We start from the raw sequence: 14,570 nt of genomic DNA on the forward strand, positions 1-14,570 counted from the left end.
GTTCCTTAGCGACTGCGTATCTTGAGGCTGAACAATCCTTGTGGGCGTATCATCAGAATTCCAATCACGGCGAGTAACGTTATAACTTTGGCTATTGAACCCGTCATGAAGAATTCTAAAGTCGACTGCGCCATTGAAATCATGAATGCTGATGCGACAGTGCCCCAAAGGCTGGCTGCGCCACCAAAAACCACGACCATGAATGTATCAACGATATAGTGCTGACCTGCATCAGGTGCCGTCGAACTAATCATCGTAAAGGCGCTGCCAGCAATGCCGGCAATGCCGCAACCAACCGCGAATGTCATCCGGTCAACGCGTGCCGTATTAATTCCAACTGCGGAAGCCATTTCACGGTTCTGAACAACTGCGCGGACATGTTTGCCCCACATCGATTTGAGCATCATATACATGACACCAACTGTTAGGCCGATCGTGATCAGGATAACAACGATTCCATATATCTGAACGTCGATCAGATCAGAAAGTTTAACAGCCCCCATCATCCAGTCGGGCTTCACGACGCCAACTTCGCGGGTACCAAACACCACGCGTATACTTTGTTGTAAGATTAGGCTTAAGCCCCATGTCGCAAGTAGCGTATCAAGCGGTCGTCGATAAAGGTGGCGGATCATTGCCCACTCCACGAACGCGCCAAGCGCCGCTGTAACTAAGAACGCTACCCCCATCGCGACAAAGAAATATATTCCAAACAATCCGGGTAAGTAATTAGCAAATAACTTTGATATAACATAGGTAACGTACATGCCTATCATCATGAACTCGCCGTGCGCCATGTTGATGACGCCCAACTGTCCAAATATAATGGCTAACCCAAGCGCCATTAGAGTAAAAACCGAAAAGAGGATTAGCCCGGCGAACCCTTGCATCGCAAAGATGGAACCTAATTCGCCAAAAGAATATCCGAACATGATGATTGGCCTTTCGAGATACGGTCTGGCCTAGAACGACCAGATATTTTTTATTTCACATAACACTTAATAAGCGTCGACCTGGAGCACGAGTTATGTGCTCCAGGTCGGTCGCCATTTTTCTTACTGGTATCCTTTTGGAAAAGGATCCGGCTCCATCAGTTCAGATTCATGCACCACATCAAACTGACCATCGGAACGAGCACGACCGACACGCAATTTGCTGTAAAGATGATTGTTTGTTTCGTGAATGCGAACATATCCCTCTGGCGCATTTTTCATTTCAATGCCAGATCCATTCACTTTCTTTATCTTATCGATATCGAAACTGCCCGCCTTCTCAACGGCTGCTTTCCACAACCAAGGCCCAAGGTAGGCATTGTTGGTAACGTCACCGATAACGATGTCGTCACCCCACATTTTCTTAAATTCTTTGATGAATTTTTTGTTGTTCGGGTTTTTGAGGCTCTGGAAATACTTTGCAAACATGTAAGTGCCTACAATATTCTCCCCACCGATACCACGAACCTCGTCTTCCGTCGCAGAAATGGTGATGACGGTTTGCTTTGTGAGATCGACTCCGGCTCCAGTGATTTGCTTATAGAAAGCAACATTTGAACCACCGACAACAATGGAAAAGATGACGTCAGGTCTCTTCAACTTCATTTTATTGATCACGGAATTGAATTGGGTATGACCAAGGGGGTAATACTGCTCACCAATAACCTTTAGCCCGTACTTTTTCTCGATATGCTTACGAGCAATTTTGAATGATGTACGAGGCCAAATATAGTCTGAGCCAACAAAATAGAAGGTCTTTGGTTTCTTCTCTTTAATAATCCAGTCGAGGCCGGCAAGAATTTGTTGAGTAGCTTCCTGGCCTGTGTAAATTATGTTTCGCGAAGCTTCCAACCCCTCATACATGGTGGGATAGTAAAGCATGTTGTTGTACTGCTCAAAAACCGGGAGAACTGCTTTACGCGAAGCAGATGTCCAGCAACCCATCACAGCAGCGACCTTATCGTTCACGATCAATTTTTTAGCTTTTTCAGCAAAATTCGGCCAATCCGTGGCGCCATCTTCCTGGATCCATTTAATCTGACGGCCGAGAACGCCACCTGAAGCGTTGATCTGCTTGATCGCCAGCTTCTCAGCTTGCACAGAGCCTGTCTCGCTGATCGCCATGGATCCTGTGATTGAGTGCAGGATACCAATTGTCACGGTGTCGTCGGTAACAGCCAAACCAGTCGTGTTGACCTTACTGGTCGGGAATTCAGAATTCGCTAGAGCGCCGGTTGATAAAAGAGCTAGAGCGGGCAAAGCAAGTAGCCCACACGTAATTTTACGTCGTATGGCAGATGTCGAATGATCTGCCTTTAGTTTCTTCGTTATTCCAAACATCTCAGTCACTCCCTGTTTAATTGAGGTATTTACTGATAGATAATCAACCCATTCCATCATGTTGAAATGAGGCTCGAAAAATCAATCGAGCCCTTATTCCAATGAAGGTATAGTCCTTCAGCTTAAACTTGGCTGTCGGAAGGTAGGTATACGTCAATTGACTACCCTCGGGTCGAGTGGGTAGGTGTACGTCATTTGACGTACCAAACAATCTCCCTATGATAAAGTTTCGAGTGTGATATTGAGCGTCCCGAATTTTTTGTATGGGCAGCATAAACAGGATTTATAGAATCATCCGCAAACATTCGCCCGTGGTAATCTGGCACAAGACCTGTAGTGCTCTGGCAATGGAAAGCGACCCAGTAATGTTAGAGTGGCCTTTTGTTAGGTGTTGGCATTGTAGGCAACCGAATGCTGACAAAGTGAGGCGGGCGAAAACATGATTCAACAAAAAATTGTTCGCGTTCGCAGAAATTACAACAAATGGGTATCAAACCAAACAATTGAAGACTTTTCGCTAAGGTTTACAGCAAAGAGAATTCGAAAATGGTCGCCGTTCATCGTTGCGAACACGGCACTTGGATCCGTGTCATTCTTGGCCTTGGAATCAATTGGCGCGTCAATTACCTTGCAGTACGGTTATGTCAACGCTACGATCGCAATTCTTGTTGTATGTTTCCTAATTTTTGCTACCGGATTACCCATCAGTTACTATGCCGCAAAACACGGCGTTGATATTGACCTGTTGTCTCGCGGGGCTGGGTTTGGATATATCGGCTCAACGATTACATCACTGATCTACGCCTCATTTACATTTATATTCTTTGCAATAGAAGCCGCAATCATGTCTACAGCGCTCGAGCTGTTTTTTGGCATTCCTTTGTTTGCAGGCTATCTGATTAGCTCAATCATTATCATTCCCATGGTGGTTCACGGATTTACATTCATCAACAAATTGCAGCTTTGCACGCAACCTATTTGGCTTGCTTTACATATCCTACCCTTCGCGTTCATTGCGGCAAATCACCCTGAATTCTTTTCTGAATGGACCGACTTTACCGGACTCTCTGAAGATCCTGGTGGAGGATTCAATATTCTTCTATTCGGTGCAGCATCCGCTGTCATTTTTTCGTTGGCTGCACAAATTGGTGAGCAAGTTGATTTTCTGAGGTTCCTACCTCCGAGGACCGAAAAGAACGGCTTTAAATGGTGGTGGGCGATGTTTTCTGCTGGTCCGGGCTGGATTGGCGTTGGGGGGCTAAAAATTATAGCTGGGTCGTTTTTAGTGGTCCTTGCGCTGAAAATGGCTGTGCCCGCCGAATTCGCCGGCGATCCATCACATATGTACCAAGTAGCTTTCCAGTTTGTTTTCGATTCACCCGTCGTTGTCGTCGCTGCCACAGCTCTCTTTGTCATTATTTCTCAGATTAAAATCAATGTTACGAATGCTTATGCGGGTTCTATTGCTTGGTCGAATTTTTTCTCCCGCCTAACCCATAGCCATCCTGGTCGTGTCGCATGGCTTGTCTTTAATGTTACGATTGCATTCCTCCTAATAACATTGGGGGTCTACCGTGCGTTGGAACAGATTTTGGGATTGTACTCCATCATTGCGGTCGCCTGGGTTGGCGCCTTGTCTTCAGACTTATTAATCAACAAACCCTTAGGTCTCAGCCCTTCTCATATCGAATTTCGGCGCGCTTATTTATACGACATCAACCCAGTTGGTGTTGGCTCGGTTGCGATCGCTATCATTGCGGCAATCATTTCCTACAGCGGACTTCTAGGTGAGGTAATGAGGGCGCTTTCTTCCTACCTAGCGTTGGGAACTGCATTTTGTGCTGCGCCTCTTCTCGCGTTTGCGACTCGCGGGAAATATTATCTGGCGCGTGATCCAGAGGCAGACTTCGGTGGCGCAACAGAGGTTGAATGTTGCATTTGTGTGAACTCCTACGAAATTGAGGATATGGCAGAATGTCCCATTTATGATGGGTCGATTTGTTCTCTGTGTTGTTCACTGGATGCCCGGTGTAATGACGCCTGCAAAAAAGAAGCTCGGTACACAGATCAAATTCTTGCTTTGATGGAAGCTATATTTCCGAAGTGGATTGTTGCTCGATTGAATTCCAGCATTGGTCATTACATCGGAATACAATTTCTTTTTTGTTTGGTTATCGGTGGCGTCCTTGGGCTTGTGTACTTGCAGACGACCATCGAAGACTGGCTGCAACACGATGGTATTCAAGGCACAATGTGGCAAATATTTTTTATACTTGTGATCATCAGTGGTGTTGCCACCTGGTTGTTTGTACTCGCCCGAGAAAGTGCCAAAGTTGCTCAAGATGAAACGTCTCGGCAGACATATTTACTTTCGGAAGAAATCGAAGCTCACAAAGTTACCGACGTGAAACTGCAGAAAGCAAAAGAGGCTGCAGAAGCCGCAAACTCGGCAAAAAGTCGCTATGTTGTCGGCCTCAATCATGAGTTTCGCACACCACTCAACACTATTCTTGGCTATTCTCAATTGCTGGAACGTGACGGCTCAATCCCAGCACATCGTGTTGATGCCGTTCATGTTATCCGGCGCAGTTCAGAACATCTTACTGGCCTTGTCGATGGCTTGTTAGACATATCGAAGATTGAGTCAGAACATTTTACCCTTAACAAGGATGATTTTCGGTTGGAAACTTTCCTCCTGGAAATCGTTGAAATGTTCAGGCTTGAAGCTGCCGCAAATGATGTGAGATTCGAATTCAAGTCGATTGGTAGTTTACCACTACTCATCCGTTCTGATGAAAAGCGGTTGCGTCAAGTTTTGATCAATATTTTATCTAATGCATTCAAGTTCACGCCAAATGGTGATGTCACCCTGTCTGTACTGTCAATGGACGACGAACTCGAATTTTCCGTACGTGATAACGGTGTTGGCATTTTGCCAGCGGATCTCGAGCGTATTTTTATTCCATTCGAACGTGCCGAATCATCAATTAATAGTGCGTCGGATGGCATAGGCCTGGGACTGGCGATCACAAAAATTCTGACGGAGCGAATGGGAGGAACTGTATCTGTCGAGAGCCAAGTGAGCCGTGGAAGTGAATTTAAAGTAACCGTTCCCGTCGTCGCAGGCGTTACATCAAGTGAGGAGCAGCATAGTGACCGAACTATTATTGGGTATCGTGGGAAGCGACTTACAGTCATAGTTACGGATGATGAGCCAGCCCACTGCAAACTCATCTCGGAGATTCTAGAACCTATCGGGTTCATCGTATTGAACGCGGCGAACGCAGAAGAGTGCCTGCGATTGGCGGAAGATCGTAGCCCCGACATGTTTCTTCTCGATGTATCAATGCCAGGCATGAACGGGTTGGACCTTACGACCGCCCTACGGGAGGGCGGAAACAATGAAGTGCCAATCATTATGATAACTGCCAGCGCTATCGATCCAAATGAAGACAAGAATGATCAATGGAAGCACGACGACTATCTGATGAAACCAATCGAATATGACCGTTTCCTGGAAAAGATTGAAAGCAATCTAAATATCGAGTGGTTTTATGAAGGTATGTTGAACACTCATTCAGTATTAGAACCCGTAAAGTCCGCCGTTATAAACCACCCTCCTCTCCAACATATCGCGGAACTCAAAAAGCTTGGGAAGATGGGACATATCCGAGGCATTCAAACAAAACTAGATGATTTGGAAAATGACTTTCCAGACTGCAGTGTATTCATCACAAACCTGCGTAGGTTCGTCAACGACTTCCATCTTTCGAGTTATATGGCAGAATTGGAAAATACCCATGAATAACCAGAACCCGAATGATATTGCCTGCATTCTGGTAGTCGATGATTCTGCAGATTCCCTAAAGTTCTTAACTGATGTCATTGAAAAGACGGGTGATACCGTCCTTGTCGCGCTTGCTGGACAAAAGGCACTCGACGTTATTGATGAGGTTACGCCCGACGTTATCTTGATGGATGCAGTGATGCCGGGAATGGATGGGTTCGAAACATGCCGCCGTCTGAAGGAAAACAGTAAGATGCTTCATGTCCCTGTTATCTTTATGACGGGCCTGAGCGACACGGAACACATCGTTGAAGGATTTCAAGCTGGGGGCGTTGATTATCTTGTTAAACCCATTAATCCCGATGAGCTCATTGCACGAATGCAGGTGCATCTTGCCAATGCAAAAATGGCCCAAAGCGCTTATGTCGCAATGGATGACGCTAGACGGTATTTACTCGCCACAGACAAGCGGGGCACCATTCTCTGGAATACGCCCCAGGCCGCTCGGTTGATTATCCTATTGGAACCAGAAGAACAAACGCACGTTCTTCGCCTTCCTGAGTACGTTAGAATTTGGCTCGGAGAACAATTCGATTCTGAAATGGCTACGTCAGCGCAACTCATGCTCACAGACACGGTTGAGCATCAGATATTGATCTCCTACATCGGGCAAAGTGGCAAGGACGAATATTTGCTGCGGATCATCGAGAATAACTTCGCTACTACACAGACTCGGTTATCTAAAAACTTCGGCCTTACGACGCGAGAGGCGGAAGTGTTGGCGTGGCTCGCCACCGGAAAATCCAATCGTGACATCGGCTCTATTCTTGATCTCAGCCCGAGAACGATCAATAAGCATCTGGAACGGATCCATTCGAAATTGGGCGTTGAAAACCGTACAGCTGCAGCTGCAATGGCGCTAAATGCGATGTAAGAAAGTGAGTTTATGCTCACGTGACCTCGGAAGAGGGCCAGAGATTTATTGAGCAGAGAAAGTCGTTTACTAGTGCGCTTCCCTCTAAACTGTGACTCCTCCAATTTTCCAGTGCGCTTAAACTATTGATCCGTTGATGTTTGAGAATTCGGGTTAGCGTTACACCTCATTTTTAGTGCGCTATCGCGTGCCCATCCTGCAAAACAGTCCGCAACGTTGTGAATTCAAAAGGCATTTCTCAGATTAAAATTTTGCATTGCGTATCCTCACACACGGTCTCGGTTGAACCCTACGTTATATGACGTATATGAGGATTTTGGTGTGCAATTTATGTTCTTAGAACAGCACGCGAGGCCATAAATATGAACGGAGTTTGGTGAACGACCGACAACGTTGAAAACGCAGTCCCTTGGTTGGAAACGCAGTCCCTTGGCGAAACTGATCAAGTGAATTCGTTTTCAATTTTGACGCGCCATATTATTGCGACAGCCACGACCAGTCAAAGAGATGTGAATCTACAATGTTAGATGACGCGACGCCCCAAAATCGAAGTCACCCCGGCCTGGGTCAACGTAGAGCATCTGCCTTTAACAAGGGGCGGCAATTGTCCCCTGTAGCCCATTCGGAAATCAAAGACCTTCTCCTTGGAGAAGAACGAACCCGAGACCGTCTCGTTGAATATCTTCATCAAATTCAGGATGCCTACGGGAAAATTTCCACTGATCACCTGCGCGCCCTGGCTGAAGAACTTCGGTTATCCATGGCCGAGGTGTTTGAAGTTGCATCATTTTACGCCCATTTCGATATAGATATGCATGGAGATACGGGGACACCCAAGACCACGGTTCGAGTGTGCGATAGCCTGACCTGCGAAATGTTTGGCGCGAAATCTCTTTCGAAATATCTAGGCGATCATTTAGATGACAATATTCAAATCGTGACAGCCTCATGCATGGGACGATGCGATATGGCGCCCGTTGTCGAAGTTGGTCACCGGCATGTTGGCTTTGCAAATCTTGAAAAAGTCATATCGACGATTGAGAGCAAGGAATTCACTCCGGAAATCCCGAAATATCTATCGTACAATGATTACATCAAGGGCGAGGGATACACCCTTCTGAATGATTGTTATGCAGGAAAATATAATCGTGACGACCTGATTGATTTGGTTCAAAAAAGCGGGTTACGGGGGATGGGTGGAGCCGGTTTCCCGGCAGGCCTCAAGTGGAAATCTATACGCGAGCAACCTAAACCGCGGTTAATGGCGATCAACGCTGATGAAGGCGAGCCTGGAACCTTTAAGGATCGTCACTATCTAGAGGGCGATCCCCATCGGTTTCTCGAAGGTATGCTCATTGCAGCCTGGGTATGCGAAGTTGAGAAAATATACATCTACGTTCGTGATGAATATCCAGCGGCGCGGGACATCCTCATTCGGGAAATTAATACCCTGAGGTCGGAAGGTCTTTTAGATAACCGAGAAATTGAACTGCGCCGAGGAGCTGGCGCATATATATGCGGTGAGGAATCCGCTATGCTGGATTCGATCGAAGGAAAGCGGGGTTTACCGCGGCAAAAACCGCCTTATCCCACACAGGTAGGCCTGTTTGGCCAACCGAGCCTCATCCACAACGTCGAAACTGTCTATTGGATTCGGTCGTTAATTAATCGGGGTCCCGAGTGGTTTTCTGACCAAGGTCTAAATGGCTGTAAAGGGTTTCACTCATTTTCCGTTTCTGGTCGTGTGAAGAATGCTGGTGTCAAACGTGCCCCCGCCGGCATAACCATTACAGACCTGATTAACGACTATTGTGGTGGAATGCAGGATGGGCATCAATTCAAGGCCTATCTTCCCGGCGGCGCATCCGGGGGCATACTGCCTGCTTCACTTAGCGATCTTCCACTCGCGTTTGGAACTCTCGAAGAGCATGGCTGCTTCGTCGGTTCTGCGGCGGTTATCGTTCTGTCTGATCAGGACAGTATCAAGGACGTATCTTTGAACTTGATGCGCTTTTTTGAAGACGAAAGCTGCGGGCAATGCACGCCGTGCCGAACAGGAACTGAAAAAGCCGTTCAGCTCATGCGAGAGAAGACCTGGGACCAAGACCTTCTGATGGATCTCTCAACGGTAATGGTTGACGCATCCATTTGTGGGTTGGGTCAGGCAGCACCTAATCCTGTTTTATGTGCGATGAAGTACTTTCCGGAGGAGCTTTAACATGCCCGATGGAATCAACCATGAAGTCATATCCTTTACCTTGAATGGTACCGAAGTCGAAGCAGTAAGTGGCGAAACCATATGGGATGTTGCCCAACACAGCGGCGTTGAAATTCCACATCTCTGCCACTCCGCGGAACCAGGGTACCGGCCTGATGGAAACTGCCGAACATGTATGGTAGAGGTCGAGGGTGAACGGGTATTGGTACCGTCGTGCCTACGACAGCCAACCGCCGGTATGAAAGTAAGTACGAATAACGCCCGCGCTACCAAAGCCCGTGAAATGGTTTTCGAACTGCTATTGACAGATCAACCCGACCGAAGCGTTGCCCACAATCCGGAATCCAAATTTTGGAACTGGACAGAAACGGTTGGTATCACCAAAAGTCGGTTTCCAAAACGTATCAAAATTTCTCCCGACTCAAGCCATCCCGCAATGCGCGTCAATCTTGATGCCTGCATCCAGTGCAACCTGTGTGTCAGGGCATGTCGGGAAGTTCAGGTCAATGATGTTATTGGGATGGCGTTCCGTGGCCACAAGTCAAAAATCGTTTTTGATTTTGATGACTCCATGGGGGACAGCACCTGTGTTGCGTGCGGTGAATGCGTGCAAGCCTGTCCGACAGGCGCATTGATGGAATCGAGCTTGCTTGATGACCGTGGTATCCGCACAGAGTTTCCCGACAGATCCGTTGACACCCTATGTCCCTTCTGTGGTGTGGGGTGCCAAACGACGGCGCACGTAAAGGGCGATAAGATTATTTCTGTTACAGGTCGTAACGGCCCCGCCAATGAGCAACGCCTTTGTGTAAAGGGCCGCTTCGGTTACGACTACGTCGAACACCCAAACCGGCTAACTACGCCACTGATCCGCCGAGACGACGCACCCAAGAAATGGGATATTAGAATTGATGATGCGGATGTTCTTAAATACTTCCGCAAGGCCAGTTGGGATGAGGCACTGGTCAGAGCTGCTGATGGATTTAAAGAGATGCTCAGTGACGCCGGCCCTTCTGCTCTGGCTGGATTTGGATCTGCGAAAGGATCAAACGAGGAAGCCTACTTATTCCAAAAACTTGTGCGGACTGGATTCCGTACCAACAATGTTGATCATTGCACGCGCCTGTGTCACGCGTCGTCGGTAACTGCTTTGCTGCAATCAGTTGGTTCAGCGGCTGTCTCTGCACCCTTCACAACAGTCGATGAGTCAGATTGCATTATCGTTATTGGAGCACGACCTGACCAAAATCATCCTGTCGCCGCGACCTATTTGAAGCAGGCCGCAAAACGCGAAACCAAGCTCATCATCATTGATCCTCGCAAGCAGTCATTATCTCGTCACGCGGATTGGCACCTCCAGTTCAAGCCAGGACAAGATGTCGCACTCCTGAACGCGATGCTCTACACCATCATCTCAGAAGGCTTGTGTGACACACATTACATCAAAGAGAACACGGTCGGATTCCAAAATCTTCAAGAAAAAGTCGAGGGATTTTCTCCCGAAAACATGGCCGACGTCTGTGGTATCAGCGCGTCAGATATCAGAAAAGTGGCACGTTGTTATGCCACATCCAAATCTTCGATCATATTCTGGGGAATGGGAGTCTCCCAGCATGTACATGGTACGGACAATTCTCTCTGCCTAATCAATTTGGCACTGATCACAGGGCAGATTGGCAGATCCGGAACCGGCCTTCATCCCTTGCGGGGGCAGAATAATGTACAGGGCGCGTCGGATGCCGGTCTCATTCCCATGTCCTATCCAGATTATGCATCGGTCGAGGCAGAGGGTGTTCGCCAAACCATGGAAGAGTTCTGGGGTTTAGCATTAGACCCCGCGAAGGGGCGGACGGTCGTTGAGATCGTCGACGACATACTAGCTGGCAGCATTAGAGCGATGTATGTGCAGGGTGAAAACCCGGCGATGTCAGACCCCGATCAGGGGCATGCCCGTCGCGCCCTAGCGAAATTGGATCATCTTGTTGTTCAGGATATTTTCCTTACGGAAACAGCATGGTTTGCAGATGTCATTCTGCCCGCGTCAGCTCATGCCGAAAAATCTGGCACGTACACAAATACTAATCGTCAAGTCCAGATAGGTCGCCCGGTTGTTCCTTCGCCAGGTAGCGCGAAACAGGATTGGTGGTTAATCCAGGAAATCGCCAAACGCATGGGCCTCCAGTGGAACTACGCCGGGCCAGAAGATGTATTCGGGGAGATGAAACACGTAATGTCATCTCTCGATAACATTACGTGGGAACGCCTAAATCGCGAAGGTGTTGTCACATATCCGTGCGTTGATGAAAATCACTCCGGAAATGAAATTCTGTTCGATGAGGGTTTCCCGACCGAAAATGGCCGAGGTAAAATTATTCCTGCGGGCCTCGTTCCACCGGATGAATTGCCGGATTTAGAATACCCTATGGTACTTACAACGGGCCGTCTGCTGGAACACTGGCACACAGGCGCCATGACGAGGCGCGCATCCACTCTTGATGCCCTGGAGCCGGAGGCAATCGTTGGAGTTAGTCGTCGCGACCTGGATGCGCTCGACATCGCGCCGGGTGAACTCGTTTCTATCAAGACAAGGCGAGGTTCTATTACCTTGAAATCCCGTTTGGACCGCGAAGTGCCCGAGGGCATGCTCTTCGTCCCATTTTGCTTTTCCGAAGCGGCAGCCAACATCCTGACAAATCCGAAATTGGACCCTGTGGCCAAAATTCCTGAATTGAAGTTTTGTGCTGCGCGGATCGAAAAAAAATCCGATGGGTCCCAATCTACGACAAATTCAATTCACCACTCTGGGTCTAAAAAAGGGCCCTTACATTCACCAACCAAGGAGGACGACAATGGCTAGAACAGTATTTCATGCAGAAATGGATAAGTTGCCGGAGGAACAAACTGTAAAAACGCACAATCGATGGCATCCGGATTTACCCTTCGTCGAAACGTTCAAGCCGGGTGAACAGTTCCGGGTCGAGTGTTACGATTGGACCGGCGGACAAATTAAAAACGATGATTGTGCAGACGATATCAGAGATGTCGACCTATCCAAAGTTCACTACCTGAGTGGTCCGTTTGGCATCGAAGGCGCCAAACCGGGTGATCTTCTTGTCGTTAACATCAATGACATTGGTTCCAAGGAAGATTCCGAGTGGGGCTTTACGGGTATTTTTGACTACGAAAATGGCGGCGGGTTTCTTGATCGACATTTCCCTCGGGCCCGTAAGGCATGTTGGGACTTCGAAGGAATTTATGCGAGCTCCCGTCATATTCCAGGTGTCCGGTTCCCCGGTACAATTCACCCAGGATTGATCGGGACATTGCCATCGGCTGATCTTCTGAAGACATGGAACGATCGAGAAAAGAAACTTTTCGATACAAATCCAACTCGCACCCCACCGTTATGTACTCTTCCAGATGGCATGGCCGGTACGACGACAGCCCTGATGGGCGGTATGACTGGTGCAGACGCCAAACTTGCGGGTGAGGAAGCCGCTCGTACCGTACCTGGTCGCGAACACGGTGGAAACTGCGATATCAAAAATCTATCTCGTGGTTCCAAAGTGTTCTTCCCAGTTTATGTTGACGGCGCCGGTCTTTCCATGGGTGATATTCACTGGTCACAGGGTGATGGCGAGATTACGTTCTGTGGTGCTATTGAGATGGCAGGCTGGATCGATATCAGTGTTGATATCATTAAAGGTGGCATGGAGATGTACGGCGTCACAAACCCGATTTTCCAGACCAGTCCTATTGATGCAAATTATTCCGAATATTTGGTCTTTGAAGGTATTTCGGTTGATGAGCATGATGGTGAGCAACACTACCTTGATGCGACTGTCGCCTACCGCAGGGCATGCCTGAACGCTGTCGAATATCTCAAGAAGTTCGGGTACTCAGGTGAGCAAGCCTACATGATCCTTGGTACGGCGCCGGTAGAAGGGCGCGTTGCAGGGATTGTTGATATACCCAACGCTTGCTGTACGGTTTCCATTCCAACGGCCATATTTGATTTTGATATCAATCCGAATGCTACTGGCCCAACCCAGTCGATTCCGGTAGGTGTCGACGTGGCGGAGTGTACCTAAAACTATACCTAGTGAGAGGCTTCGGCTACCTAACGACCTCCCTTGGCCGGAGCCTCTTGCGAGTATCAACTCAGAAAACGGAGAATTTCATGCCCCTATATAATTATGAATGCACCGATTGCGGACCTTTCGAAGAATGGCAGAGCATGTCTCAATCTGCGGAGCCCAATACCTGCACAAACTGCGGAGAACAGTCTAAGCGGGCCATGTCAACGCCCGGACTCGCCCTAATGTCTGCAAATACGCGAACGGCCCATTTTCGAAATGAGAAGAGCGCCGACCGTCCCGAGGTGGTAAAGAAACCCAAGAATGTAAAAGCCCAAGAAGGACACGGAAAATCCAAAGGGGGCGGTCACACCCATCATGGCCATAGCCATAGCCATGGACACGGACCATCTCGACCTTGGATGATCGGCCACTAAAGCAGCGCGCCTGGAAGCTTTGTAAATTTTAGTATTAACCTGCATTCGTGATCAATAAGGAGAAAGATTTTGAAAATCTTTACTCGGATTGAGAATGGTGTTTTTGTGGCCGAATTTACCGGCAAGTTAGACACTAGCACATCTGGCGACGCCTACGATAAAATGGTTAATATAGCCAAGGAATGCGGCAGCAAACTTGTGCTAAATCTTGAAAAATTGGAATATATGAGTCGTGCGGGACTAAGCATACTGCTAATGACATCTAAGCTTTTACAGGCTTCGAGCAGACAAATGAAAATTTGCAATCCCAATGATTCGGTTAAAGAGGTGCTGGAATTTTCGGAGTTTAACAGTTTGCTGCACGTTTATGATAACGAGACTGATGCTATTGCAGCATTTTAACTCTTCAAAATCACTTTCATATTACCTTCATCTAATATAATCCCCTCAGATAATTTCACCATTTAATTTTGTGGAATTATAATCATCTCGACTACAATTCAGACAATCAGTAGCTTGAGGACTGCGCGAGCAAAAAGAATGCGGGCATCCGGAAACCCGGCATGTGTATGCCGGTGGGCATTACACACACAATATGAAAGAGAATGTCCTCTGAAAATAACCTATTGAAAGACTAAGGAGTCCTGCCAATGCGTTATCTAATTCTCGCCCTTCCAGTTTTATTATTAACTACATTAATTGGCAGTCCTGTATTCTCTGCAATTGGCAATCATGCATTTCCTTCGGAGAAACCTACAGGTAATGATCCTTATTTGAGTGGATTA

Annotated in this window: 9 protein-coding genes; 7 read left to right on the plus strand and 2 right to left on the minus strand. The window is 47.7% G+C overall.

Going from position 1 to position 14,570, the window contains the following annotated elements; translation table 11 throughout:
* Positions 1 to 5: 5 nt before the first annotated feature.
* Both urtB and urtA read right to left on the minus strand, forming a co-directional pair.
* On the minus strand, positions 6 to 932 hold the full coding sequence (gene urtB / locus HOM51_05035) for an urea ABC transporter permease subunit UrtB (protein ID MBT5033864.1): 927 nt from the start codon (positions 930 to 932) through the stop codon (positions 6 to 8).
* 123 nt (positions 933 to 1,055) lie between these two features.
* Positions 1,056 to 2,333: an urea ABC transporter substrate-binding protein gene (urtA, locus tag HOM51_05040; protein ID MBT5033865.1), complete on the minus strand. Its 1,278-nt coding sequence runs from the start codon at positions 2,331 to 2,333 to the stop codon at positions 1,056 to 1,058.
* A gap of 439 nt (positions 2,334 to 2,772) precedes the next feature.
* Here urtA and HOM51_05045 point away from each other — a divergent pair, with 439 nt between their 5' ends.
* The 7 genes from HOM51_05045 to HOM51_05075 all read left to right on the plus strand — a co-directional run bounded on the left by HOM51_05045 (position 2,773) and on the right by HOM51_05075 (position 14,187).
* Complete coding sequence (locus tag HOM51_05045; protein ID MBT5033866.1) at positions 2,773 to 6,141, plus strand: response regulator; 3,369 nt, start codon at positions 2,773 to 2,775, stop codon at positions 6,139 to 6,141.
* Positions 6,134 to 7,054: a DNA-binding response regulator gene (locus tag HOM51_05050; protein ID MBT5033867.1), complete on the plus strand. Its 921-nt coding sequence runs from the start codon at positions 6,134 to 6,136 to the stop codon at positions 7,052 to 7,054. The genes HOM51_05045 and HOM51_05050 overlap by 8 nt, the downstream gene beginning before the upstream one ends.
* Before the next feature lie 520 nt (positions 7,055 to 7,574).
* Positions 7,575 to 9,272, plus strand: coding sequence for an NADH-quinone oxidoreductase subunit F (locus tag HOM51_05055; GenBank protein MBT5033868.1), 1,698 nt, complete (start codon positions 7,575 to 7,577; stop codon positions 9,270 to 9,272).
* A 1-nt stretch (position 9,273) separates the two neighbouring features.
* Positions 9,274 to 12,129: a formate dehydrogenase subunit alpha gene (gene fdhF / locus HOM51_05060; GenBank protein MBT5033869.1), complete on the plus strand. Its 2,856-nt coding sequence runs from the start codon at positions 9,274 to 9,276 to the stop codon at positions 12,127 to 12,129.
* Positions 12,122 to 13,363 (plus strand): acetamidase/formamidase family protein, encoded by a 1,242-nt coding sequence (locus tag HOM51_05065; GenBank protein ID MBT5033870.1) that lies wholly within the window; start codon positions 12,122 to 12,124, stop codon positions 13,361 to 13,363. The genes fdhF and HOM51_05065 overlap by 8 nt, the downstream gene beginning before the upstream one ends.
* A gap of 89 nt (positions 13,364 to 13,452) precedes the next feature.
* Positions 13,453 to 13,785 carry a zinc ribbon domain-containing protein gene (locus HOM51_05070; GenBank protein MBT5033871.1) on the plus strand — a complete coding sequence of 111 codons (333 nt, stop codon included), beginning with the start codon at positions 13,453 to 13,455 and terminating at the stop codon, positions 13,783 to 13,785.
* Between the two features lie 69 nt (positions 13,786 to 13,854).
* Positions 13,855 to 14,187, plus strand: a complete 333-nt coding sequence (locus tag HOM51_05075; GenBank protein MBT5033872.1) for an STAS domain-containing protein — start codon at positions 13,855 to 13,857, stop codon at positions 14,185 to 14,187.
* Positions 14,188 to 14,570 lie beyond the last annotated feature (383 nt).

Source organism: Rhodospirillaceae bacterium (assembly GCA_018660465.1).
Taxonomy (GTDB): domain Bacteria; phylum Pseudomonadota; class Alphaproteobacteria; order Rhodospirillales; family JABJKH01; genus JABJKH01.

Excerpts from the sequence above, each read along its gene's own strand:
- HOM51_05050 (MBT5033867.1), top strand. The coding sequence starts at position 6,134 with ATGAATAACCAGAACCCGAATGATATTGCCTGCATTCTGGTAGTCGAT.
- urtB (MBT5033864.1), bottom strand. The coding sequence starts at position 932 with ATGTTCGGATATTCTTTTGGCGAATTAGGTTCCATCTTTGCGATGCAA.
- HOM51_05065 (MBT5033870.1), top strand. The coding sequence starts at position 12,122 with ATGGCTAGAACAGTATTTCATGCAGAAATGGATAAGTTGCCGGAGGAA.
- HOM51_05045 (MBT5033866.1), top strand. The coding sequence starts at position 2,773 with ATGATTCAACAAAAAATTGTTCGCGTTCGCAGAAATTACAACAAATGG.
- HOM51_05070 (MBT5033871.1), top strand. The coding sequence starts at position 13,453 with ATGCCCCTATATAATTATGAATGCACCGATTGCGGACCTTTCGAAGAA.
- HOM51_05055 (MBT5033868.1), top strand. The coding sequence starts at position 7,575 with ATGTTAGATGACGCGACGCCCCAAAATCGAAGTCACCCCGGCCTGGGT.
- fdhF (MBT5033869.1), top strand. The coding sequence starts at position 9,274 with ATGCCCGATGGAATCAACCATGAAGTCATATCCTTTACCTTGAATGGT.
- urtA (MBT5033865.1), bottom strand. The coding sequence starts at position 2,333 with ATGTTTGGAATAACGAAGAAACTAAAGGCAGATCATTCGACATCTGCC.